We start from the raw sequence: 22,536 nt of genomic DNA, 5'->3' as shown, positions 1-22,536 counted from the left end.
CCGCCGTCAAGCCGGCCAGGCCATGCTGCAACTTGAGCCGCGCGGCCTCAGCCGTTGGCCCGGCGCAGCACGGCACGGAAGGGCACGCGCACCGGCAGATCCGGCTGCGCGCCCGCAGGCGCGCTCTGGACGGTTGCTTTCGCGCCCGAAGGCGCGCTCTGGACAGTTGCTTGCGCGCTCGAAGGCGCGCTCTGGACAGTTGCTTGCGCGCCCCCCCTGCCCTGCATGGTCCGCTCGCCCTGAGCCAGGGTCACGGGCTGGGCCGCGACGCGGGGCGGCGCGGGACGCGCGTTCATGGGCAGGTTGTCGACCAGCGCCTCGGCCGAACCCGTGGCGACCGCCGGCGTCGTGGCCGGCTGGAACGCTTCGGGCTTGACCGCGCGCGGCTGCGAAATGGCGAAGCCCTGCGCGAAGCGGATGTCGAGATCGATGAGGTCGGCCACCATCCGGTCGGTCTCGGCGCGCTCGCCAATGAACTCGACGCCCGCCCGGCGCAGCAGCTGGGCAAGGTCGCCGGCGTCGATGTCGAGGCCCGAGGAGCCCTGCGTCAGGCCGGCGAGGACCGGCGCGCTCGCCTTGACGAAGCGCACGCCGCGATCCGACAGGGCTGCTGGGTCGAGGCGAAGATCTGTGACCTGATCGAGGGCGAAGCGCAGCCCGCCGGCCGCCATGCCGCCGATGATGCCGAGGCGCGTGGGATCGAGCGAGCGCCAGACGCGCTGCGGGATCTCGATCACGACCCGCGCCGACTGCGCGCGGTAGGTGTCCAGCACCCGCGCGATGGAGCCAAGGGCGCGGGACTCCGCCCAGGTGCCCCGGGAGAGGTTGAGCGAGATGAAGTGGTCGAGCCCCTTGCCGTTGAGATGGCCGGCAATGGCGAGGACCTGGGTCAGCACCTGCGCATCGAGATTGGCGCCCTGACCGGCCCGCTCCAGCGCCGCCAGGAATTCGGCCGGCTGCAGAAGGGCGCCATCAGGCATGCGCAGCCGCGCCAGCGCCTCGTAGCCCACCGTGCGGCGCTGCGGTAGCGAGGCGACCGGCTGCAGATGAATCTCGAGCCCGCCGGCCGCGAAGGCCTCCTTCAGCGCGGCGAGGCGGACCTCGTCACGCTTGCGCAGGTCGGCATCGACCTGCGCGGCGGGCTGCGCGACAAGTTGTCCAGCGGCGGGGCTCTCGCGGGTGGCGGCGAGGGAAGCCCCGTCTCGCGGCGATGGCGCCTTCTCCTCCTCCGCCGGCAAGCCGCTGAGCTTCTCCTCATGCTCGGAGACGGCGGTGGCGACATCGCGCAGCACCCCGCCCAGCAGCCCGACCTCGGCCGTGAGTTCGGAGAGGGCGGCGCGGGTGGGCGCGAAATCCGCCTGGCGCAGGGGCTCTGAATCGGTGCGGGCCTGCAGCGAGTCGAGCTTGATGCGGGCCGCCGCCAGACGCACGTTGAGCTCGCCGACATTCCGGGCCAGCGCATCGGCCTGCTCACGGCGACGCGCATCGAGCGCCAGAAGCGCGGACAGCGAGGCAAGCCCCATGGTCGCGACCGAGGCCGCCGCCGCATAGGAAGGAGGAAGCGCGATGGCGAGGCCGACGGCAGCGGCGATGCCGGTCAGCGTGCTCAAAAGCGGCGCGCGCAGGGCTGCCTCGTTGTGGAGCGCGCTGAGCTTTGGCAGGGCGGCCATGCGGGACCTCGTCTTCACTGGAAGGCCGGGCCCTGTGCCCATGCCCCGAATCATCTGCATAAGGATTTACGCGAATGCGCCTGTTGTCGACAGGCCGGCTGATGGCTCCGCTGACCTGGAACAGGCTGAATGGCCTCCCATCCTGCCCGATTGCCCCAAGCGCAACGTTGGGGGGGCTGCATGTGCGGCCCGCGAGTTTACTTGGGCGCGGGTGCTGCTAGGCTGCCATGAGATCGACGCCGGACACATGCGCGCCCGGCCTTTGACGCGCCGACAAGGAGCCCACCATGCCCCCCACGATCCCGAGCGCCGCCGAACAGCCCAATGATCTTGACTCGTTCTGGATGCCGTTCACGGCTAACCGCTCGTTCAAGAAAAACCCGCGGATGATCTCGCGGGCGGAGGGCATGCATTACTACACCGCCGAGGGCAAGCCGATCATGGACGGGACGGCCGGGCTCTGGTGCTGCAATGCCGGCCATGCGCGCAAGCCGATCATCCGCGCCATCCAGGCCCAGGCCGAGGAACTGGACTACGCGCCGTCCTTCCAGTTCGGCCATCCCAAGGTCTTCGCCGCCGCAGCCCGCATCGCGGCGCTGGCGCCGGGCGATCTCGACCATGTCTTCTTCGCCGGATCGGGCTCCGAGGCTGCCGACACGGCGCTGAAGATCGCGATCGCCTACTGGAACGTCACCGGAAAGGGCTCCAAGACGCGGCTGATCGGGCGCGAGCGCGGCTATCACGGGGTCGGCTTCGGCGGCATCTCGGTTGGCGGCATCGTCAACAACCGCAAGTTCTTCGGCTCGCTGCTGGCCGGCGCCGACCACATGCCGCACACCTACAACCGCGAGAAGCAGGCCTTCACCAAGGGCGAGCCCGCATGGGGCGCGCACATCGCCGACGAGCTGGAGCGCATCGTCACCCTGCATGACGCCTCCACCATCGCAGCCGTCATGATCGAGCCCATGGCCGGCTCGACCGGGGTGCTTCCCCCGCCGGTGGGCTACCTGCAGAAGCTGCGCGAGATCTGCACGAAGCACGGCATCCTGCTGATCTTCGACGAGGTCATCACCGGCTTCGGCCGGCTGGGCCATGCCTTCGCCGCCGAGCGCTATGGCGTCATCCCCGACATGATAACCTTCGCAAAGGGCGTGACCTCCGGCACCGTGCCGATGGGCGGCGTTCTGGTGCGCAAGGGCATTTATGATGCCTTCATGAACGGGCCGGACCACGCCATCGAGCTCTTCCACGGCTACACCTATTCGGGCCATCCGCTCGCTGCGGCCGCTGCGCTCGCCGCACTCGACATCTACCGCGAGGAAGGCCTGTTCGAGCGCGCGCGCGATCTCGAGCCCGTCTGGGCCGACGCGCTGATGACGCTGAAGGGCGAGCCGAACGTGGTCGACATCCGCACGCTCGGGCTCGTCGCGGGCATCGACCTCGAGCCCCATGCGGACGGCCCGACCAAGCGCGGCTTCGCGGCGATGGACCACGCCTTCCACAGCGAAGGGCTGATGCTGCGCTACACCGGCGACACGCTGGCCCTGACCCCGCCGCTGATCATCACCGATAGCCAGATCGACGAAGTGGTGGAGAAAGTGCGCAGGACGATCCGGGCGGTGGCTTGATCGGCGCCGCCCGCCCCTCACCCCCTGCCCGCCGCTTGCCCCTGCCGCTCCTGCACACTAGACACAGGCGTCGTCACCGGCAGGAGCTTGCATGACCACATCGATGAGACTTGTCGTCGTCGGCGCCGGCGGGCGAATGGGCCGGACTCTGGTGCGGGCGGTGCAGGAGTCGAAGGGTGTGGTGCTGCATGCCGCGCTGGAGCGCGCCGACTCGCCCCTGCTGGGGCAGGATTCGGGCGTGATGGCGGACATCAAGCCCAATGGCGTACCCATAACCGAGGACGCGCTGGGCGCCATCGCCGAGGCGGACGGCATCCTTGACTTCACCACGCCGAACGTCTCGTGCACCATCGCGGCCTTCGCGGCGCAGGCGCGGATCGCGCACATCATCGGCACCACAGGCTTCGAGGACAGGCATCTGCACCGGCTCGATGCCGCGGCGCGCCATGCCACCATCGTCAAGTCCGGCAACATGAGCCTTGGCGTCAACCTGCTGGCCGGGCTCGTGCGGCGGGCCGCCGCGACGCTGGGCGACGACTGGGACATCGAGGTGCTGGAGATGCACCACCGGCTCAAGGTCGACGCGCCATCAGGCACCGCGCTGCTGCTCGGCCAGGCCGCCGCCGCAGGGCGCAACGTGGCGCTCATGGACAAGAAGGTGGCCGTGCGCGACGGGCTGACCGGGCCGCGCGAGAAGGGCACGATCGGCTTCGCCACCTTGCGGGGCGGCTCGGTGATCGGCGAGCACAACGTGATCCTTGCGGGTGATGGCGAACGCATCGAACTGATGCACAAGGCCGAGGACCGCAGCCTGTTCGGGCGCGGGGCCATCCGCGCCGCGCTGTGGGCGCGCGGGCGCAAGCCCGGGCTCTACGGCATGGACGACGTGCTCGGCCTCAACGACTAATTGTTTTCCGGAGACAGCCATGACCGAACGCCTGCTCGTGCTCTGCCGCCACGGCCAGAGCGAATGGAACCTCAAGAACCTGTTCACCGGCTGGAAGGACCCTGACCTCACCGCGCTCGGCGTGGAGGAGGCCAGGGCCGGCGGGAGGCGGCTCAAGGCGCAGGGGCTGGGCTTCGACCTCGCCTTCACCTCCGAATTGAGCCGCGCGCAGAAGACCTGCGCGCTGATCCTCGATGAACTCGGCCAGCCGGGGCTCCAGACCATCCGCGACATCGCGCTCAACGAGCGTGACTATGGCGACCTCTCCGGCCTCGACAAGGCCGAGACGGCGGCGAAGTATGGCGACGAACAGGTTCACATCTGGCGGCGCAGCTATGACGTGCAGCCCCCGGGCGGCGAGTCGCTCAAGGACACGGTGGCCCGCACACTGCCCTATTTCGTGACCGACATCCTGCCGCGGGTGATGGGCGGGCAGCGCGTCCTGGTCTCGGCCCATGGCAACTCGCTGCGCGCGCTGATCATGGTGCTCGACCGGCTGACGCCGCAGCAGATCGTCCATGTCGAACTCGCGACCGGCGAGCCCATCGTCTATCGGCTCAACGCCGACACATCGGTGGCGTCCAAGGCCATCCTCAAGGGGTGAGCGCCCGCGTCGAGATCGCGCCGGGCGTCGTCCACTACCCCGGCTGGCTCGACAGGCCGGCGCAGGAGGCGCTGGTGGAGGCGTTGCGCGGCGTGGCGCGGCTGGCGCCCTTCTTCACCCCGCGCATGCCGCGCACCGGCAAGCCGTTCTCGGTGAAGATGACCAATTGCGGGGCGCTGGGCTGGGTCTCGGACGAGGCGGGCTACCGCTATCAGCCGCGCCATCCCGAAACTGGCGAACCCTGGCCGCCCATGCCGCAGGTTCTGCTCGATGCCTGGCAGGCGCTGGCCGGCTTCCCGCATCCGCCGGAGGCCTGCCTCGTCAACTATTACGAGAGCGCCGCGAAGATGGGGCTGCACCAGGATCGCGACGAGGAGGAATTCGCCGCACCCGTGCTGTCGGTTTCGCTGGGCGACACGGGCGTTTTCCGCGTGGGGGGAACCACCCGCGGGGGCAGGGCCGCCTCGGTGAAGCTGCAATCGGGCGATCTGCTCAGCTTCGGCGGGCCTGCGCGCCTCGCCTTCCATGGCATCGACCGCATCGTGCCCGGCACCTCGACGCTGCTGCCGCAAGGCGGACGGATCAACCTGACCATGCGCCGCGTGACGAAGGTCGGTTGACGGCAGCGCCTCCACCTCTGCCGGCCTCGCGCCGCCCGGGTTTCAGGATCGGCTGCGCCGCCCCGGAATGACGGGGCCTTCTCAATGTGCCTCGTCCCAGTTGGCAGCGGCGCGCGCATCGACCTGCAGGGGCACCTTCAGGCTCACGGCCGGGAACGGCGCCTCGACCATGACCTTGCGGATCACGGGAATGGCACGCTCCACCTCGCTCTCGGGCGCCTCGAAGACGAGTTCATCATGCACCTGGAGCAGCATGCGCAGGTTGAGCCGCGCTGCCGCGAGCGCAGGCTCCATGCGGATCATGGCGCGGCGGATGATGTCGGAAGCCGAGCCCTGGATCGGCGCGTTGATCGCCTGTCGCTCCACCGCCGCGCGCTGTTGCGGGTTGGGCGAGGCGGCGTCCGGATAATGGCAGACGCGGCCGAAGATGGTGGTGACATAGCCGTTCTTGCGCGCGAACTGCTTGGTCTCGTCCATGTAGGCGCGGATGCCGGGGAAGCGCTCGAAATACTTCTTGATGTAGGCGCCCGCCTCCTCCCGGCCGATGCCAAGCTGGTTGGCGAGGCCGAAGGCCGAGATGCCGTAGATGATGCCGAAGTTGATGGCCTTGGCACGGCGGCGGATCTCGCCGGGCATGTCCTTCACAGGCACGCCGAACATTTCAGAAGCGGTCATGGCATGGATGTCCACCCCATCGGCGAAGGCCTGGGTGAGCTGGGGAATGTCCGCGATGTGGGCCAGCAGCCTCAGCTCGATCTGGCTGTAGTCCGCGGAGATCAGCTTCATGCCGCGCTCGGGCACGAAGGCGGTGCGGATCTGCCGGCCTTCCGCATTGCGCACCGGAATGTTCTGGAGGTTTGGCTCGGAGGAGGAGAGCCGTCCTGTGGTGGTGGCGGCGAGCGAGAAGGAGGTGTGGATTCGCCCCGTCCCGGGGTTGAGGAAGGTCGGCAGCGCATCGGTGTAGGTCGATTTCAGCTTGGTGAGCTGGCGCCAGTCCAGGATGCGCGCGGGCAGCGGGTGGCCCTGCTCGGCAAGCTCCTCCAGCGCGCCGGCGCCGGTGGCCCACTGGCCGGTCGTGGTCTTCTTGCCGCCGGGCAGGCCCATCTTGCCGAAGAGGATGTCGCCCAGCTGCCTGGGGCTGCCGACGTTGAAGCGCTCTTCCGCAAGTTCCTGGATCTCGTCCTCGAGGGCCGTGGCCTTCTGCGCGAAATCGCCCGAAAGCCGCGACAGGATCTGCCGGTCGATGGCGACGCCGTGGCGCTCCATGCGGCCCAGCACCGGGATCAGCGGCCGCTCCAGCGTCTCATAGACCGACTGGCGGCCGCTCGCCGCCAGCCGCGCCCTGAAGACCTGCCAGAGGCGATAGGTCACGTCGGCATCCTCGGCGGCATAGGCGGTGGCCTTGTCGATCGGCACCTTGTCGAAGGTGACCATGGCCTTGCCGGCGCCGGCAACCTCAGCGAAGGTTATCGGCGTGTGGCCGAGGTGGATTTCCGAGAGCCGATCCATGCCATGCGGGTTGAGCCCGGCATCCAGCACATAGGACATCAGCATCGTGTCATCGAAAGGCGCGACCTCGATGCCGCGCCGCGCGAAGATCAGCCAGTCATACTTCATGTTCTGGCCGATCTTGAGCACGCCGGGGTCTTCCAGCAGCGGCTTGAGGATGGCCAGCGCCTCGTCGACCGGGATCTGGTCCGGCGTGAGCCCGCTGCCGAAAAGGTCGGTGCCGCCCCGGTGAATCAGCGGGACGTAGCAGGCGCGATTCGGCGCCACAGCGAGCGAGACGCCAACGAGATCGGCCTTCATGCGGTCGATGTCGGTCGTCTCGGTGTCCACAGCGAAGACGCCGGCCTCGCGCGCGGCGGCGACCCAGGCGCGCAGCCGGTCGGCCGTGCGGACGCATTCATAGGCATCGCGGTCGAAGGGCATCGCCTTGACCTTGGCCGAAACCAGCTCGGCATGGCGCTCGGCAAGGAATCCTGGCAGGCCGGGGCGCTGGGCGGGGGGCTCCTGCGTCGCCTCCGCTGCATGGGCGGCTCGCGCGCCGGTGGCCGCTCCGGCGGGCCCGGCAGCTCCGGCAACGCCTGAGCCCCAGCTCGTGCCCGCTCCGGGGCGCGCATAATCGGCCGCCGCATCGATGGCGGAGGCATCCGCGTCATAGGCTTCCGCGACGCGGCGCGTGACGGCGTTGAACTCCATCGCTTTCAGGAAGGCGATGAGGTTGCGCGGGTCTGGGTCGATGACGCGCAAGTCTCCGATCGGCACCGCGACCGGCACATGGGCATCGAGCTGCACCAGCCGTTTCGAGATGCGCGCCTTGTCGGCATGTTCCACCAACGCCTCGCGCCGCCTGGGCTGGGCGATGCGGCCCTCCGCTGCGGCGGCAAGGATGCCTTCGAGATCGCCATATTCGGCCACAAGCTGGGCGGCGGTCTTGATGCCGATGCCGGGCACGCCCGGCACATTGTCGATGCTGTCGCCGGCGAGCGATTGCACGTCCACCACCTTGTCGGGCAGGACGCCGAACTTCTCCACCACCTCGGGGGCGGTGAATTTCTTGTCCTTCATCGTGTCGAACATCGAGACGTTGTCGTCGATGAGCTGCATCAGGTCCTTGTCTGAGGAGATGATCGTGACGCTCGCGCCAGCCCCGGAAGCGACACGGGCATAGGTGGCGATCAGGTCGTCCGCCTCGAAGCCGTGCATCTCGATGGAGGGCAGGTCGAAGGCGCGGGTGGCGGCGCGGATCAGCTCGAACTGGGGCCGCAGATCCTCCGGCGGCTCGGTGCGGTTGGCCTTGTAGGCGTCATAGATCTGGTTGCGGAAGGTCTCCGACGAGGCATCGAAAATGACCGCTATGTGGGTCGCCTTCTCGCCGTCGATCTTGTCGCGCAGCAGGCGCCAGAGCATGTTGCAGAAGCCCGCCACCGCGCCGACGGGCAGCCCGTCCGACTTGCGCGTCAGCGGCGGCAGCGCATGATAGGCGCGGAAGATGTAGCCCGAGCCATCGACCAGAACGACATGATCGCCGGCGGCGACGGGAGCAAGGCTGGCAGAGGTCTGGACAGGCGCGTTCATGGTCCGGACCATAAGGCGGCCGGCGCGCCCGGTCCACGGGATTTGCCGCTGAAGCCGCGGCGACGAGCGCCGCGACTCACAGGCTCGGCAGGTTCAGCCCCTTCTCGCGGGCGCAATCGCGCGCGATCTCGTAGCCGGCATCGGCGTGGCGCATGACGCCGGTGGCGGGGTCGTTCCAGAGAACCCGTTCGAGCCGGCGCGCGGCCTCCGGCGTTCCATCCGCGAGGATGACCACGCCCGAATGCTGCGAATAGCCCATGCCGACGCCGCCGCCATGGTGCAGCGAGACCCAGGTCGCGCCGGACGCCGTGTTCAGCAGCGCATTGAGCAAGGGCCAGTCCGACACAGCGTCGGAGCCGTCCTTCATGGCTTCGGTCTCGCGGTTGGGCGAGGCGACGGAGCCTGAATCGAGATGGTCGCGGCCGATCACCACCGGGCCGATCTCGCCGCAGGCCACCATCTCGTTGAAGGCGAGGCCGAGGCGGTGCCGGTCGCCAAGGCCGACCCAGCAGATGCGCGCCGGCAGGCCCTGGAAGGCGATGCGCTCCTTCGCCATGTCCAGCCAGTTGTGCAGGTGGGCGTCGTTCGGCATCAGCTCCTTCACCTTGGCGTCGGTGCGGGCGATGTCCTCCGGATCGCCCGAGAGCGCCGCCCAGCGGAAGGGCCCGATGCCGCGGCAGAAGAGCGGGCGGATGTAGGCCGGCACGAAGCCCGGAAAGTCGAAGGCGTCGGCCACGCCCATGTCCTTGGCCATCTGCCGGATGTTGTTGCCGTAATCGAGCGTGGGCACGCCCATGCGGTGGAAATCCAGCATGGCGCGGACATGGATGGCCATGGACTGCTTGGCGGCGAGCGTCGTGCCGGCCGGGTCGCTGAGCTTGCGCTCCTCCCATTGCTCCAGTGTCCAGCCGGTGGGCAGGTAGCCGTTGAGCGGATCATGGGCGGAGGTCTGGTCGGTCACGACATCGGGACGGATGCCGCGCCTGACAAGCTCGGGAAAGATCTCGGCCGCGTTGCCGAGCACTCCGATGGACACGGCCTTGCCCTGCGCGTGGTGGCGCTCGACGATCTCGAGCGCCTCGTCGATGTTCCCCGCCTTCATGTCGAGATAGCGGGTGCGCAGCCGGAACTCGATCGATGAGGGCTTGCACTCCACCGCGATCATCGAGGCGCCGGCCATGGTGGCGGCCAGGGGCTGCGCGCCGCCCATGCCGCCGAGGCCTCCGGTGAGTATCCATCTGCCCTTGAGCGAGCCGCCGAAATGCTGCCGGCCGACTTCTGCGAAGGTCTCGTAGGTGCCCTGCACGATGCCTTGCGTGCCGATGTAGATCCAGGACCCGGCCGTCATCTGGCCATACATCATCAGCCCGAGCTTATCGAGGTGGTGGAAATGCTCCCAGTTGGCGTAGGCAGGCACGAGGTTGGAGTTGGCGATCAGCACGCGGGGGGCATCGGCATGGGTGCGGAAGACGCCGACCGGCTTGCCCGACTGCACCAGCAGCGTCTCGTCGCTTTCGAGGTTCTTCAGCGCCGCCACGATGCGGTCAAAGCTCTCCCAATCGCGAGCGGCCCGGCCTATGCCGCCATAGACCACAAGCTCCTCTGGCTTCTCGGCCACGTCCGGGTCGAGGTTGTTCATCAACATGCGCAAGGGAGCCTCGGTGGCCCAGCTCTTGGCATTGAGGGTCAGGCCGCGCGGGGCGCGGATGACGCGGGAATTGTCGAGGCGGATCATGGAAGGCTTCCCTGTGGCGGTCGCGTGTCGTCGTTCATTCAACGCTCAGCGCGTCGAGCACGTCGGCGTGGGGCGCGCCGAGCGCCCCGACCCTGACCAGCGCGGCGCAGGCTTCCATCTCCTTCGAGATGGCGCGGTCGCTGTCGAGGAAGGGCGAGACGCGGCGGATGGTGGCCAGCGCCTGGCGCAGGCGCGGCGATGTCTGAAGCGGCGCGCGCATCTCCACGCCTTGCGCCGCCATCATGGCCTCGATGCCGATGATGCGGGAGAGGTTGTCGCACATCGGTCCAAGCCGCCGCGCGCCATGAGTGGCCATCGAGACGTGATCCTCCTGGTTGGCGGAGGTCGGAATCGTGTCGATGACGGCGGGCGCGGCCCTCTGGCGGTTTTCGGATGCGAGCGCGGCGGAGGCGACCTCCGCGATCATGAAGCCCGAATTGAGGCCCGGCTCCTGGACAAGGAAGGCCGGCAGCCCCGAGAGTGCCGGGTCAACCAGCATGGCGCAGCGGCGCTGGGCGATGTTGCCAACCTCCGTGGCGGCCAGCGCCAGCATGTCCGCGGCGAAGGCGACGGGCTCGGCGTGGAAGTTGCCGCCCGAGACGATCTCGCCTGTCTCGATCAGCACAAGCGGGTTGTCGGTGACGGCATTGGCCTCGTCCGCCAGCATGTTGGCGGCATCGGTGATGACCTGCAGCGCTGCGCCCATGACCTGGGGCTGGCAGCGGATCGAATACGGGTCCTGCACGCGCGGATCATCGGCAAGATGCGAGCGGCGGATGACGCTGTCCGCCATCAGGGCGCGCAGCGCACCGGCGACAGCGATCTGGCCGCGATGCTGGCGCAGCGCGTGGATGCCGGGATGGAAGGGCGTGTCCGAGCCCATGATCGCATCGGTGGAGAGCGCGCCGGTGACCAGCGCCGCGCCGAAGCAGCGCTCGAGCGCGAACAGTCCGTGCAGCGCCAGCGCGGTGGAGACCTGGGTGCCGTTGAGCAGGGCCAGCCCCTCCTTGGGGCCAAGCTCGACAGGATGAAGCCCCGCCCTCCCGAGCGCGGCAGCCCCGGTCATGATCTCGCCGTCGATCACGGCCTCGCCCTCGCCGATGAGCACGGCGGCGAGATGCGCGAGCGGGGCAAGATCGCCCGAAGCGCCGACCGAACCCTGCGAGGGAATGACAGGCAGCACGCCGCGCCGCAGCATCGCAGCCAGCAACCCGATGGTGGCCGGATGCACGCCGGATGCCCCCTGCGCCAGGCTGGCGAGCTTGAGGCCGATCACGAGGCGCACAACCGCCTCAGGGAGGGGGTCGCCCACGCCGGCGCAGTGGGAGCGCACGATGTTGACCTGAAGCTGACTGAGCCTGTCCACGGGAATGCGCACCGAGGCGAGCTTGCCGAAGCCGGTGTTGACGCCATAGACGGCATCATTGCCCCGCGCGGCCCGCAGCAGCAGCTCATGGCCCTGCCGGATCAGCGGCCAGCACCCGTCGTGCAGATCGAGCGCAGCGCCGCCATGGACGGCGCGCCAGAGGCCGAGGCGGCTTTTGCCGGGATTGAGCGTCAGGCTGGTCAACGACCCCTCCGGATGCGCGCGTGAAGCGGGTTGAAGCCGATGCGATAGGCCAGTTCGGCCGGGCGCTCGATATCCCAGATGGCGAGATCGCACCACTTGCCCGCCTCCAGCGTGCCCACCTCGCCCAGCAGCCCAAGCGCATGGGCGGCGTTGCGCGTGACGCCGAGCAAGGCCTCATCCGGCGTCAGCCGGAACAGCGTGCAGCCCATGTTGAGCGCCAGCAGCAGCGAGGTCATGGGCGATGAGCCCGGATTGCAATCGGTGGCGAGGGCCATCGTCGCGCCCGCGCTGCGCAGGGCCGCGATGGGCGGCAGCCTGGTCTCCCGGATGAAGTAGAACGCACCGGGCAAAAGCACGGCCACGGTGCCGGACCTGGCCAGCGCGGCGGCGCCATCAGCGTCGAGATGCTCGAGATGATCGGCCGACAGAGCGCCGAAGCTTGCGGCCAGGGCCGCGCCGTGGAGATTGGAGAGCTGCTCGGCGTGGAGCTTGACCGGCAGGCCATGGCGACGCGCCGCCGCGAAGATGCGGGCCGTCTGCTCTGGCGAGAACCCGATGCCCTCGCAGAAGGCGTCCACCGCGTCGGCCACCCCCTCCCCAGCCACCGCGTCCAGCATCGGCCCGGCGACCAGATCGACATAGGCATCGGCACGCCCCGCGAACTCCGGCGGCACGGCATGGGCGCCGAGGAAGGTGGTGCGCACGGTGACGGGGTGGGCGGCGCCGAGCCGGCGCGCGGCGCGCAGCTGGCGAAGCTCGGTCCTGATGTCGAGCCCGTAGCCCGACTTGATCTCGATGGTGGTGACGCCTTCAGCCATCAGCGCGGCGAGCCTGCGGCTGGCCGAGGCCACAAGCGCATCGTCGCTCGCGGCGCGGGTCGCCTTCACCGTCGAGATGATGCCGCCGCCGGCGCGCGCGATCTGTTCATAGCTCGCGCCTTCGAGACGCATCTCGAACTCGTGGGCGCGATCGCCGCCGAAGACGAGGTGCGTGTGGCAATCGATCAGCCCCGGCGTGATCCAGCGGCGCTCGCAATCGATGATCTCGGCGCCTGAGCACGCAGGCAGATCGCCGTCAGCACCGGCAAAGACGATTCGGCCCGAGGCATCCGCCGCGACAGCGCCGCGTTCGACGATGCCGAGGCCGGGCAAGGCCGGGTCCATGGTCGCAAGCCGGGCGTTGCGCCAAACCCTGCCGGATTCTGCGGATGTCTTCCCTTGGCTCGCCATGCGCCAACATTATGCTATCGAGTAAGGCGTGCAAGGGCCGCCGGCCGCCATCGCCACATGTCTGCCGCGAAGGCCCCGCCAAAGGGTCGCCCCCCCCCTCTTCACGGAATGTCATCATGCCGACGCTGCACCTGGAGAAAGCCCTGATCGGCGACGACATCGCCAGCGACGTGGCCGTCGCCATCGAAGGCGGCCGGATCGCCAGCGTGACGCCGGGCGTGGCGCGCAAGCGGGCCTGGAGCCGGATAAAGGGCCTCACCCTGCCCGGCCTGCCGAACCTCCACAGCCACGCTTTCCAGCGCGGCATGGCGGGGCTGGGCGAAATGCGCGGGGCGTCGGATGATTCGTTCTGGACCTGGCGGGAGGTGATGTACCGATTCCTCGACCGGCTGAACCCGAACGATGTCGCCGCCATCGCGGCGCAGGCCTATGTGGAGATGCTGGAGACCGGCTTCACCGCCGTGTGCGAGTTCCACTACCTGCATCATGATGTGGACGGCCGGCCCTATGGCGAACTTGGCGCCATGGCCGGCGCGATCGCGCAGGCTGCCAGCGAGACGGGCATCGGCCTCACCCTGCTGCCGGTGCTCTACCGGTTCGGCGGCTTCGGACAGGTCGAGGCCAGCCATGGGCAGCGGCGCTTCCTGTGCACGCCCGACCGCTTCGCCGCACTGGTCGAGGCGTCCCGCGAGATGGTGGCCGGGGTGGAGGATGCCGCGCTCGGAGTCGCGCCGCACTCGCTGCGCGCGGTGGGGGGCGAAGACCTGTCAATGGCGCTGGCGCTGGCCAATGGCGGGCCGGTCCACATTCACATCGCCGAACAGGAGAAGGAGGTGGCCGACTGCCTCGCCTGGTCGGGACAGCGGCCGGTGGAATGGCTCTTCGACCATGCCGAGCCCGGCGCGCGCTGGTGCCTGATCCACGCCACCCACCTGAACCCTGCCGAACGCGACGCCATCGCCCGCTCCGGCGCGGTGGCGGGGCTGTGCCCCATCACCGAGGCGAGCCTTGGCGACGGCATCTTTGACGGCGTCGCCTTCGCCGAAGCCGGCGGGCGCTATGGCGTCGGCAGCGATTCCAACATCCAGATCGGCGCGGCGGCCGAACTCAGGCAGCTCGAATACTCGCAGCGCCTGCGCGATCGCCGGAGGGCGCGGCTTGCGCCGCCGCTCGGCTCGGTGGGAGCGTCCCTGTGCCGGGCGGCTCTGGCTGGCGGCGCGCAGGCCAGCGGACGGGCGCTCGGCGCCATCGCGCCGGGGCTGCGGGGCGACCTGGTGACGCTCGACATCGACCATCCCTCCATGGTGGGGCGCGAAGGCCACGCGCTGCTGGACAGCGCCATCTTCGCCGCGCCGGAATGGCCCGTGGCGGAGGTGCGCGTGGGCGGCCGGCTGATGGTCGAAGGCGGGCGGCATGTCCATGCCCAGTCCATCCGCCAGCGCTATGTCTCGGTCATGCGCCGCGTCCTGGCCTGATGCGCCTCACAGGAAGCTGGCGATCTCGTCCAGCCGCTTGCGGCCGATGGCAGGCACATGGGCGCCCTCGGCCGGATAACCCACGACCAGCAGGATGAGCGCCTTCTCGTTGTCGGGGCGCCCGCAGATCTCGTTGAGGAAGTTCATCGGCGCGGGCGTGTGCGTCAGCGTGGCGAGGCCGGCCTGATGCAGCGAGACGATGAGCAGGCCCGTGGCGATGCCGACCGATTCGGGCACGTAGTAATGCTTGACCTTGCGCCCTTCCGCATCGACCCCCCAGCGCTGGGCGAAGATCACGATGAGCCAGGGCGCTGTCTCGAGGAAGGGCTTGCGGTCATCGGTGCCGAGATGGGCGAGCGCGCCCAGCCATTCCTCGCCCGCCCGCCCGGCATAGAAGGCCCGTTCCTCCTCCTCGGCGCCCTCGCGGATGCGGGCCTTCAGCGCGCGGCTTTCGACGCATGCGAAGCTCCAGGGCTGCTGGTTGGCCCCTGACGGCGCGGTGCCGGCCGTGAGCAGCGCCTCCTCGATCACGGCGCGCGGCACCGGCCTGTCCGAGAAGTCGCGGACGGTCCGCCGGCGCTGCATGACAGCGCGGAAGGCCTGCGCCCGCGCGAGCATCTCCGGCTCGGGCAGCAGCTGGAAATCGAGCGGAATGGTGGCGTGGGGCTGGGACATGGCGTGATCGGGTCTGCGAGGCTTGCGCGCGGTTGGGAGGCCGAGGCTACAACGCGGCGGCGGCGCGGTCACCAGCGCGCGTCGAGCCGCTCCAGCCCGTGGAAGTGGTAGCTGTCGCGGTAGCGCGGAGGCCCATCGAGCACGAGCCCAGGCAGGCGCGAGAACAGGATCGGCAGCGCCACCTCGAGTTCAAGCCGCGCGAGCGGCGCGCCGATGCAGAAATGGATGCCCGAGCCGAAGCTGGCATGCGCATTTGCAGGCCGCATCGGGTCGAAACGGTGGGGGGCGTCGAAGCGGGCCGGGTCGCGGTTCGCAGCGCCGAGCAGCAGGCCGATCTGCTCACCCTGCCGGAGCGTGACACCGAAGGCCTCGCAATCCTCCAGCGCATAGCGGGTGAACATGTGCAGCGGCGCATCGAAGCGCAGCACCTCCTCGACAAGGCCGGCGCCGCCATCGTCTCCCGCCATGGCGCCACGCACATCAATGCCGTGTTCCAGCAGGGCCCGGACGCCGTTGCCGATGGCGTGGACCGTGGCCTCGTGCCCGGCGTTGAGGATGAGGATCGCGGTGGAGATGAGCTCATCCCCGGAGAGCCGGTCATCCGCCTCCCGCGCCGCAATCAGCGTGCTGATGAGATCATCGGTCTGGCTGAGGCGCCGCTCGGCCACCTGATCGCGCAGGAAGGCCACGAAGGCCTGCGTCGCCAGCACGGCCTCGTCCTCGATCGCACGGCTGCGACGGAATTGATACATCGCCACCATGGCGTGGGACCAGCGCAGCAGATCGGGCGCACGGGCGGGCGAGACGCCCAGAAGTTCTGCAATGATGATGACGGGAATCGGCGTGGCGAAGCGTTCGAGCAGATCGGCCGCGCCCTCGCCCGCAAAGCCGTCGATCAGCTCATGGGCGAGCGCGGCGATGCGCGGACGCAGCCGCTGCACGTGCCGGGAGACGAAGGCGCGGTTGACGAGGCCGCGCAGCCGGGTGTGGTCGGGCGGCTCCAGCTCCAGCAGGGAGTGGCGCTCAACGGCGAGGAAAGGCGCCAGATGCGGCGCCGGCTCTGGCCAGCCCAGCGCCTCGCGGCTCGTGACATGGAGGATCTGGCGACCGAAACGCCGGTCCTTGAGGAGCGCGGTGACATGATCATGCCGCGCGAAGCACCAGTGGCCATACTGCTCCCACCAGAAGGCAGGGCTCGCCTGCCGGATGGCGTCGTAGGCGCGATAGGGTTCCTGCACGAAGACATCATCGCGCGGATCGAGGCTGACGCGCGCGGCGTCGATGCGGAGCGAGGGCGGGAGCATGGCGGGAGATCCGTGAACGGAGCCCAGTCTTTCCGCATTGCTCCATGGCCGGCAAGAGGCGGCGCGCAGGCGCGGCAATGCTGCGACACCCCACGGCGCCGCGTGACATCAGGCCATGCGCGGTTCATGCTGGGGGCATGCACGTGACCTTTCCCGACCCGGCCTCCTACCGTCGCAGCCCGTGGAAGAATGGAGGCGGCGTCACCATCGACATCGCCGAGGAACGCCTGCAGGCGGGCGCCGAGGGCTGGACCGGCGTGATCTGGCGGCTTGGACGCACCGCGATCCCCTCCCCGGCGGCCTTCTCGGATTTCGCGGGCTACGACCGGCTGCAGGTGGTCGTCAGCGGATCGGGCCTCGTGCTCGACACGGCGCAGGGCGAGGTCGATCTGCGCCAGCCCTTCAAGCCCGCCCGCTACCCTGGCGAAGCGCCCATTCAGTCACGGCTGGAGAGCGGCCCGGTCGAGGTCGTGAACCTGATCGCAGACCGCAGGCGCGCCTTGATCGACCTCATCGTGGTCGAGGCCGGCGAAACGGCCAGCCTCGATGCCGAGACGATTCTGATCCTTGCGGCGTCAGGCCCGGCAATCGTCACGCTGGAAGGCGCTGACCACAGGCTGGCGCCCGATGCGGCCATCCGCATCGATGCGCCCGCCGGCGCCAGCGCCACCTGCCGGGAGGGCCGCGTTCTGGTGGCCAGCATCAGCAGGCTGGCCGCCGCATAGGCTCACCAGGTGGCGTTGAGCCCCGCATAGATGGCGCGCCCGGTGACGCCGTAATTGGCCACCTCCTGATAGCGCACATCGGTCAGGTTCTCGGCGCGGACATAGAAGCCCAGATTGTCGTTGAGCTGATAGCTCACGCGCATGTCGAGCCTGGCATAGGGCGAAAGCCGGCTGCCCTGGCGCGGCGCGGAGTAGCGTTCCCCGACCACCACCAGCGTCGGCTCGATGCTGAGCTTCGGCAGCGGTGTGAAGGCGAGGCTCAGGCGCGCCTGATGGGCTGGCCGCCGGGCGAGCCTGAGCCCGGTGCGCTCGTCGATGGCGTCGAGCCGGGTGTAGCTGGCGCGCGCGCTCAAGTAGTTTTCGATCAGCACGGCATTGGCGGACAGTTCGAGCCCCTGGGTGCGGGCGCGGGCCACATTGATGTACTGTCCCTGCGGCCCGAACAGCCCCGGCACGCCGCGCGCGAAGTCGAAGTCGATCAGGTTGCGCAGCCGGTTGTGGAACAGCGTGGCCGAGAGGTTGAGGCGACCATCCAGGAACTGCTGGTCGATGCCGATGTCGACGCCGACGGATTCCTCGGGCTTCAGCGCCGGATCGCCATTGCGGGTCGGGCCGAAGATGGAAAAGTTCTGGTAGAGCGAGGGCGCCTTGGCGCCGGTGCCCACCGAGGCGCGCAGCCGCGTGCCGCTTTCCGGAATGCGGTAAGCCGCCGTGGCGCGCCCGGTCACGAAAGTCTTCACGCCCTCGACCTGATCGAGTCGCACGCCGAAAGACAGATCCAGCCTGTCGCCCAGCGCGATCTGATGCAGCGCGAAGGCGTTGTAGGCCGCACGCTGGAAGGAGGCGCGTTCGTTGACCACGAATGCCGAAGCCGGATCGGCCGTGGTGACCGAGCGAAGGCTCTCGCGCTCGAGACCGCCGCCAAAGGTCAGCGAGCCCAGCGCGCCGAGGCGCAGCAGGCCCTGGTATTCGGCGCCGACGCGCTCGCCGAGATAGGCATAGCGATTCTTCTCGCGCGTCAGTCCGAAGCCGAAATCATAGAGCTGCACATCATCGAGCACGCGCCGCGTCTGGCTGCCGAAGACGGTGAGCTGATGGCGCCAGATGGAGCCGGCCGGATCGACCACGCCGCGCAGGAAGCCGCTGGCGATGTCCGCCTTTGCCGTCGATGGCGTGTCGGGGAGATAGCCAAAGCCGGCGAAGGCCGCGTCATAGCCGGACCGGTTGCGGCCGCCATAAAAGCCGGCCTCGATCTCGACGCCGTCAGCGACGCGCCAGGACAGGCGCGCATTGCCGGCCAGCCTCTCGAAGCCGTCCTTGTCGAAGGGGCCGAAAGAAGCCAGCCCCGGTATGCGGTAGCCATAGGCGGAGAAGCCCTGCGAGCGGACGCCGAGCAGCCCGAAGGCATAGGACAGGTCGCGCGTGCCGCCCGAGACGCTGGCGCGGGCGCCGAAGGTGCCATAGCTGCCCGCTTCCATGGTGAGGCTGGCGCGGGGCGCGCCGCGCCCCTTGCGCGTGATGATGTTGATCACGCCGCCGATGGCATCGGAGCCATAAAGCGCCGATTGCGGGCCGCGCAGGATCTCGATGCGCTCGACATCGGCCAGCGCGAGGTTCGAGAAGTCGAACTCCCCGCCGGTGCTGGATGTGTCGTTGATGCGGAAGCCATCCACCAGGACCAGCGTGTGGCGGCTTTCGGCCCCGCGCAGCTGGATGTTGGTGAGCTTGCCCGGCCCGCCATTCTCGACGAGGGCGAGGCCAGGCTGGGCCCTCAGCAGGTCCGACACGGTGGAAAGGGATGATCTGTCGATCTCGTCGGCCCGGATCACCTCGATGGCGGAGCCGGCGCGCTGGATAGCCTGCGGCTGCCGCGCCGCCGTCACCACCACGTCGAGCGGCGTGTCGGGCGGCCTTCCGGACTGGGCGAAGGCTCTATCGGGATTGAGGATGCAGGTCAGGGTTGCCGCGCACAGCGCAGCCTTCAGGAGGGAAGCCGTCATACAGTCTCCGAGCCCCGGCCCACCGCCGGGAACGTGTTGCACAAGCTTCCGGCCGGTCTCCTGGCTCGCGGGTCACTGCATCGTCCTCGCCTTCCCAGCCACGCATTGCACGTGAGGCCAGTGGTGCGATTGAGGCGACGCTCGCCGCTTACAGTTGCGGGGGCAGCTGCGGCTTGGGCCCTTGTGAGGCCGCACCGCATTCCCGTTTCACCTCCCCTTCAAGGGAGGCACCGAAAGCCGCTTCAACAAACACATGGCATGCGGCTTGGCAATCGACCGGGACCATCCGCATCATTGCTTATGGGGACAGCAGGATGGCTGCGATCAGCACGCTTCGGCCGGAAACGCCCGCCTGGCGCTTGCATCCGGGCCGCATGACGCCACATCTGGCGGATGGACAGCGCCCTTCGGACCCATACGCCCCGCCCTGACGCAAGCCCCGCGCCGGACGCAAGCCCCGCGCCGGACGCCAGCCCCGCGCATGGCCCCTTCCATCTGGCGATGGAGGCCGCCTATCAGCGGCTCGGTCCCGCCTTCTACACGACGATGAGGCCCGAGAAGGTGACCTCTCAGCCGGTGGCGATCCATGCCAGCGCCTCGGCGGCCAGCCTCATAGGCCTCGATAGCGCCGCCTTCGCCCACCCCTCCTTCGCCGCGATCTTCAGCGGGCTTGAGCCGCTGGCCGGCTTCGAGCCGCTGGCCATGGTCTATTCGGGGCACCAGTTCGGCCAGTGGGCCGGGCAGCTCGGCGATGGCCGGGCGCTGACCATCGGCCAGGTGCGCAACGCCGAGCGCGCGCTGTGGGACATCCAGCTCAAGGGCGCCGGGCGCACGCCCTATTCGCGTTTCGGCGATGGCCGAGCCGTGCTGCGCTCATCGATCCGCGAGTATCTGTGCAGCGAAGCCATGGCCGCGCTGGGCGTGCCCACCACGCGGGCGCTGGCGCTGGTGGCGACCCGCGCCCGGGTGATGCGCGAGGACATGGAGCCGGGGGCCGTGGTGACGCGGCTGATGCGCAGCAACATCCGCTTCGGGCATTTCGAGCATTTCTTCCACAATGGCCGCGGCGATGATCTGGCCAGGCTGATCGACTTCGTGATCGGGACCTACCATCCCGATCTCGCCAACGCGCAAGAGAGCGTTGCGCCATGGTTCGACCTTGTGGTGACGCGCACCGCGCATCTGATGGCGCATTGGCAGGCGCTCGGCTTCTGCCATGGGGTGATGAACACCGACAACATGTCGATCCTGGGCGATACGATCGATTATGGCCCGTTCGGCTTCCTCGACGCCTTCGATCCCGGCTTCATCTGCAACCATTCGGATCATGGTGGCCGCTACGCCTATGACCAGCAGCCCGGCATCGGGCTGTGGAATCTGCAGGCGCTTGCGGTGACCCTGCAAAAGAAGGTCGGGTGGGAGGCCATCAAGGCGAGTCTTGGCCAGTATGCGCCACGCTTCATGGCGCGCTACGATGCGTTGATGCGCGGAAAGATCGGCCTCGCAGGACATGATGGCGACGCCGGATCGACGCTGGCGACGGATCTGCTTGGCCTGATGAAGCGCTCGGGCGCGGATTACACGCTGAGCTTCCGCCTGCTCTCGCGCACAGACGACAATCCCGGCCGGATGGCATGGACGGCGCTGTTCGATGAGGCGACCCGGCCCGAGGCCTTCGCCTGGCTCGACCGCTGGCATGCGCAGCTCGGCGAGAACGGGGCCGATTTCGCGGCGACGCGGCAGGCGATGGATCAGCTCAACCCGCGCTTCGTGCTGCGTAACTGGGTGGCGGAGACCGCCATCCGCGCCGTGGAGGATGATGGCGACGTGGCCACGCTCGACCGCATCTTCCGCCTCGTGACGCGCCCCTTCGCGGAGCATGGCGAGGCCGACCAGCGTTTCGCCGCGCCTCCGGCCGGGGAGATGCGCGATCTTGAGGTGTCATGCTCGTCCTGAAGCGTGACAGCAAACGGGCACTCGGCCTATACCGGGGCATGATCGCGATTCAACGCTTTCGGCCCGGCTGGACGGGCCTTCGGCTTGCAGCGCTTGCGCTGGGAGCAAGTGTTGCGCTGGGCGGCGGGGAAGCCCGGTCGCGCACGCTGGCCGATTGCGAAGCCATCAAAGACACTCACGCCTACAATCTGTGCCTGGCATCCTTCGGGCCCCGCCGTGGCCAGCGCGCGCTCACCGGACAGCCCCGCGCCGAGGGTCCCGGGGGCCGCGTCCATGGCCGCAAGGCCACCGCGACACGCCCCGTGCAGGGCCTTGCTGTGCAGCACATCAGCGGGGGGCGGGTCCGCGCCAGCGTCGATGTGGGCGCGCCGCGCCGGGCGCCGCGATGAGCCTTGACGCCATCTGCATCGGCGAATGCATGGTGGAACTCTGCCGCGACGGCGCGGGCTACCGGCTCGGCTATGGCGGGGACACGTTCAACACGGCAGCCTACATGGCGCGGGCAGGCGCGAAGCCTGGCTATGCCACCGCGCTGGGCGACGATCCCTACAGCGATGGCATCGCCGCCCTGATAGCGTCCGAGGGCGTGGATGGCGCGAGCATCCCCAGGCTCAAGGGGCGCAATCCGGGTCTTTACATCATCGAGACGGATGGCGCCGGGGAGCGCACCTTCCATTACTGGCGCGACTGCTCTCCAGCTCGCGAGTTGTTCGAACTGCCGGAAGCCGCCCGCATCATCGCCGGGATGCTGCATGCGCGGATCGTCTATTTTTCCGGCATCACGCTTTCGCTCTACAGCGCTGCGGGGCTCGACGGCTTCGAGGCGGCCCTTGTGGGCGCGCGCAAGGCGGGGGCGCGGATCGCCTTCGACGGCAATTTCCGGCCACGCGGCTGGGGCCATGATCTGTCGCGGGCACGGGCCACCTTCGCCCGCTTCCTGCCGCACTGCGACATCGCGCTGCCGACTTTCGACGACGAGCAGATGCTCTGGGGCGACGCGGCGCCCGAGGACGCGCTGGCGCGGCTGAAGGCCCATGGCATCGGCGAGATCGGCATCAAGCTCGGCCCCGGCGGCGTCATGGTGGCGTCAGGCGGCGAAGTGAGGCTCGTGCCCATACCTGCGCCCGTCACGCCTGTCGACACCACCGCGGCCGGCGACAGCTTCAATGGCGGCTATCTGGCGGCCCGTCTTGCCGGCGCTTCGGTGGAGCGCGCCGCGTTGACCGGACACGCCATGGCGGGCGCGGTGATCCAGCATCGCGGCGCCATCGTGCCGGAGGATGCGACGGCCAGGGCGCTCGCCGCGATCTGACCACGC

The 22,536-nt window shown here is 69.0% G+C and carries 17 protein-coding genes and 1 riboswitch; of the genes, 9 read left to right on the top strand and 8 right to left on the bottom strand.

Features of this window, described 5'->3' with window-relative positions; translation table 11 throughout:
* Positions 1-47: 47 nt before the first annotated feature.
* Positions 48-1,670 carry an EAL domain-containing protein gene (locus HEQ16_07465; GenBank protein MCO4053878.1) on the bottom strand — a complete coding sequence of 541 codons (1,623 nt, stop codon included), beginning with the start codon at positions 1,668-1,670 and terminating at the stop codon, positions 48-50.
* Positions 1,671-1,957: 287 nt separating this feature from the next.
* Here HEQ16_07465 and HEQ16_07460 point away from each other — a divergent pair, with 287 nt between their 5' ends.
* The 4 genes from HEQ16_07460 to HEQ16_07445 all read left to right on the top strand — a co-directional run bounded on the left by HEQ16_07460 (position 1,958) and on the right by HEQ16_07445 (position 5,468).
* Positions 1,958-3,298 carry an aspartate aminotransferase family protein gene (locus tag HEQ16_07460; protein ID MCO4053877.1) on the top strand — a complete coding sequence of 447 codons (1,341 nt, stop codon included), beginning with the start codon at positions 1,958-1,960 and terminating at the stop codon, positions 3,296-3,298.
* A 103-nt stretch (positions 3,299-3,401) separates the two neighbouring features.
* The gene (locus tag HEQ16_07455) at positions 3,402-4,205 is read left to right on the top strand and encodes a 4-hydroxy-tetrahydrodipicolinate reductase (protein MCO4053876.1); all 804 of its coding nucleotides are present in this window, start codon (positions 3,402-3,404) and stop codon (positions 4,203-4,205) included.
* A gap of 19 nt (positions 4,206-4,224) precedes the next feature.
* Positions 4,225-4,848, top strand: a complete 624-nt coding sequence (locus tag HEQ16_07450; GenBank protein MCO4053875.1) for a 2,3-bisphosphoglycerate-dependent phosphoglycerate mutase — start codon at positions 4,225-4,227, stop codon at positions 4,846-4,848.
* Complete coding sequence (locus HEQ16_07445) at positions 4,845-5,468, top strand: alpha-ketoglutarate-dependent dioxygenase AlkB (GenBank protein ID MCO4053874.1); 624 nt, start codon at positions 4,845-4,847, stop codon at positions 5,466-5,468. The genes HEQ16_07450 and HEQ16_07445 overlap by 4 nt, the downstream gene beginning before the upstream one ends.
* An 81-nt stretch (positions 5,469-5,549) precedes the next feature.
* Here HEQ16_07445 and polA read toward each other — a convergent pair whose 3' ends face one another.
* From polA to HEQ16_07425, 4 genes are all read right to left on the bottom strand, one after another.
* Positions 5,550-8,561, bottom strand: coding sequence for a DNA polymerase I (polA, locus tag HEQ16_07440; GenBank protein ID MCO4053873.1), 3,012 nt, complete (start codon positions 8,559-8,561; stop codon positions 5,550-5,552).
* Positions 8,562-8,625: 64 nt separating this feature from the next.
* Entirely contained in the window at positions 8,626-10,284 is a 1,659-nt protein-coding gene (locus HEQ16_07435) for a urocanate hydratase (GenBank protein MCO4053872.1), read from the bottom strand.
* A gap of 34 nt (positions 10,285-10,318) precedes the next feature.
* Complete coding sequence (hutH, locus tag HEQ16_07430) at positions 10,319-11,854, bottom strand: histidine ammonia-lyase (GenBank protein ID MCO4053871.1); 1,536 nt, start codon at positions 11,852-11,854, stop codon at positions 10,319-10,321.
* A complete protein-coding gene (locus HEQ16_07425) occupies positions 11,851-13,083 on the bottom strand; it encodes an imidazolonepropionase (protein ID MCO4053870.1) in 1,233 nt (410 codons plus the stop codon). The genes hutH and HEQ16_07425 overlap by 4 nt, the downstream gene beginning before the upstream one ends.
* 116 nt (positions 13,084-13,199) lie before the next feature.
* Here HEQ16_07425 and HEQ16_07420 point away from each other — a divergent pair, with 116 nt between their 5' ends.
* Positions 13,200-14,558, top strand: coding sequence for a formimidoylglutamate deiminase (locus HEQ16_07420; protein MCO4053869.1), 1,359 nt, complete (start codon positions 13,200-13,202; stop codon positions 14,556-14,558).
* 6 nt (positions 14,559-14,564) lie between these two features.
* On the opposite strand, the gene HEQ16_07415 is transcribed toward HEQ16_07420, so the two are convergent.
* The gene (locus HEQ16_07415; GenBank protein MCO4053868.1) at positions 14,565-15,233 is read right to left on the bottom strand and encodes a nitroreductase family protein; all 669 of its coding nucleotides are present in this window, start codon (positions 15,231-15,233) and stop codon (positions 14,565-14,567) included.
* Positions 15,234-15,301: 68 nt separating this feature from the next.
* Positions 15,302-16,537 carry a cytochrome P450 gene (locus HEQ16_07410; GenBank protein ID MCO4053867.1) on the bottom strand — a complete coding sequence of 412 codons (1,236 nt, stop codon included), beginning with the start codon at positions 16,535-16,537 and terminating at the stop codon, positions 15,302-15,304.
* Positions 16,538-16,674: 137 nt separating this feature from the next.
* On the opposite strand from HEQ16_07410, the gene HEQ16_07405 reads away from it, so the two are divergent.
* The gene (locus HEQ16_07405) at positions 16,675-17,262 is read left to right on the top strand and encodes a HutD family protein (GenBank protein ID MCO4053866.1); all 588 of its coding nucleotides are present in this window, start codon (positions 16,675-16,677) and stop codon (positions 17,260-17,262) included.
* A gap of 2 nt (positions 17,263-17,264) precedes the next feature.
* Here the strand turns inward: HEQ16_07405 and HEQ16_07400 are convergent, their stop codons facing one another.
* Positions 17,265-19,262, bottom strand: a complete 1,998-nt coding sequence (locus HEQ16_07400; protein ID MCO4053865.1) for a TonB-dependent receptor — start codon at positions 19,260-19,262, stop codon at positions 17,265-17,267.
* Positions 19,263-19,294: 32 nt separating this feature from the next.
* Positions 19,295-19,512, bottom strand: a riboswitch (cobalamin riboswitch).
* 143 nt (positions 19,513-19,655) lie between these two features.
* Between HEQ16_07400 and HEQ16_07395 the strand changes: the two genes are divergently transcribed.
* Genes HEQ16_07395 through HEQ16_07385 form a run of 3 tightly spaced genes read left to right on the top strand, consistent with a single transcriptional unit; the run spans position 19,656 to position 22,530 of the window.
* On the top strand, positions 19,656-21,218 hold the full coding sequence (locus tag HEQ16_07395) for a YdiU family protein (protein MCO4053864.1): 1,563 nt from the start codon (positions 19,656-19,658) through the stop codon (positions 21,216-21,218).
* Positions 21,206-21,607: a hypothetical protein gene (locus HEQ16_07390; GenBank protein ID MCO4053863.1), complete on the top strand. Its 402-nt coding sequence runs from the start codon at positions 21,206-21,208 to the stop codon at positions 21,605-21,607. Before HEQ16_07395 ends, HEQ16_07390 begins: the two co-directional genes overlap by 13 nt.
* Positions 21,604-22,530: a sugar kinase gene (locus HEQ16_07385; GenBank protein ID MCO4053862.1), complete on the top strand. Its 927-nt coding sequence runs from the start codon at positions 21,604-21,606 to the stop codon at positions 22,528-22,530. The genes HEQ16_07390 and HEQ16_07385 overlap by 4 nt, the downstream gene beginning before the upstream one ends.
* The last annotated feature ends 6 nt before the right edge of the window (positions 22,531-22,536 follow it).

The sequence above is a fragment of the Bosea sp. (in: a-proteobacteria) genome, assembly GCA_023910605.1.
In the GTDB taxonomy this organism is placed as follows: Bacteria; Pseudomonadota; Alphaproteobacteria; order Rhizobiales; family Beijerinckiaceae; genus Allobosea.
This window is presented reverse-complemented; position numbering and strand designations above follow the sequence as displayed.

What these genes read in the sequence shown, in the direction of transcription:
- polA (MCO4053873.1), bottom strand. Translation starts at nt 8,561, where the DNA reads ATGGTCCGGACCATGAACGCGCCTGTCCAGACCTCTGCCAGCCTTGCT.
- HEQ16_07425 (MCO4053870.1), bottom strand. Translation starts at nt 13,083, where the DNA reads ATGGCGAGCCAAGGGAAGACATCCGCAGAATCCGGCAGGGTTTGGCGC.
- HEQ16_07415 (MCO4053868.1), bottom strand. Translation starts at nt 15,233, where the DNA reads ATGTCCCAGCCCCACGCCACCATTCCGCTCGATTTCCAGCTGCTGCCC.
- HEQ16_07460 (MCO4053877.1), top strand. Translation starts at nt 1,958, where the DNA reads ATGCCCCCCACGATCCCGAGCGCCGCCGAACAGCCCAATGATCTTGAC.
- HEQ16_07395 (MCO4053864.1), top strand. Translation starts at nt 19,656, where the DNA reads ATGGACAGCGCCCTTCGGACCCATACGCCCCGCCCTGACGCAAGCCCC.
- HEQ16_07420 (MCO4053869.1), top strand. Translation starts at nt 13,200, where the DNA reads ATGCCGACGCTGCACCTGGAGAAAGCCCTGATCGGCGACGACATCGCC.
- HEQ16_07400 (MCO4053865.1), bottom strand. Translation starts at nt 19,262, where the DNA reads ATGACGGCTTCCCTCCTGAAGGCTGCGCTGTGCGCGGCAACCCTGACC.
- HEQ16_07455 (MCO4053876.1), top strand. Translation starts at nt 3,402, where the DNA reads ATGAGACTTGTCGTCGTCGGCGCCGGCGGGCGAATGGGCCGGACTCTG.
- HEQ16_07465 (MCO4053878.1), bottom strand. Translation starts at nt 1,670, where the DNA reads ATGGCCGCCCTGCCAAAGCTCAGCGCGCTCCACAACGAGGCAGCCCTG.
- HEQ16_07450 (MCO4053875.1), top strand. Translation starts at nt 4,225, where the DNA reads ATGACCGAACGCCTGCTCGTGCTCTGCCGCCACGGCCAGAGCGAATGG.
- HEQ16_07405 (MCO4053866.1), top strand. Translation starts at nt 16,675, where the DNA reads ATGCACGTGACCTTTCCCGACCCGGCCTCCTACCGTCGCAGCCCGTGG.
- HEQ16_07410 (MCO4053867.1), bottom strand. Translation starts at nt 16,537, where the DNA reads ATGCTCCCGCCCTCGCTCCGCATCGACGCCGCGCGCGTCAGCCTCGAT.
- HEQ16_07385 (MCO4053862.1), top strand. Translation starts at nt 21,604, where the DNA reads ATGAGCCTTGACGCCATCTGCATCGGCGAATGCATGGTGGAACTCTGC.
- HEQ16_07390 (MCO4053863.1), top strand. Translation starts at nt 21,206, where the DNA reads ATGCTCGTCCTGAAGCGTGACAGCAAACGGGCACTCGGCCTATACCGG.
- HEQ16_07435 (MCO4053872.1), bottom strand. Translation starts at nt 10,284, where the DNA reads ATGATCCGCCTCGACAATTCCCGCGTCATCCGCGCCCCGCGCGGCCTG.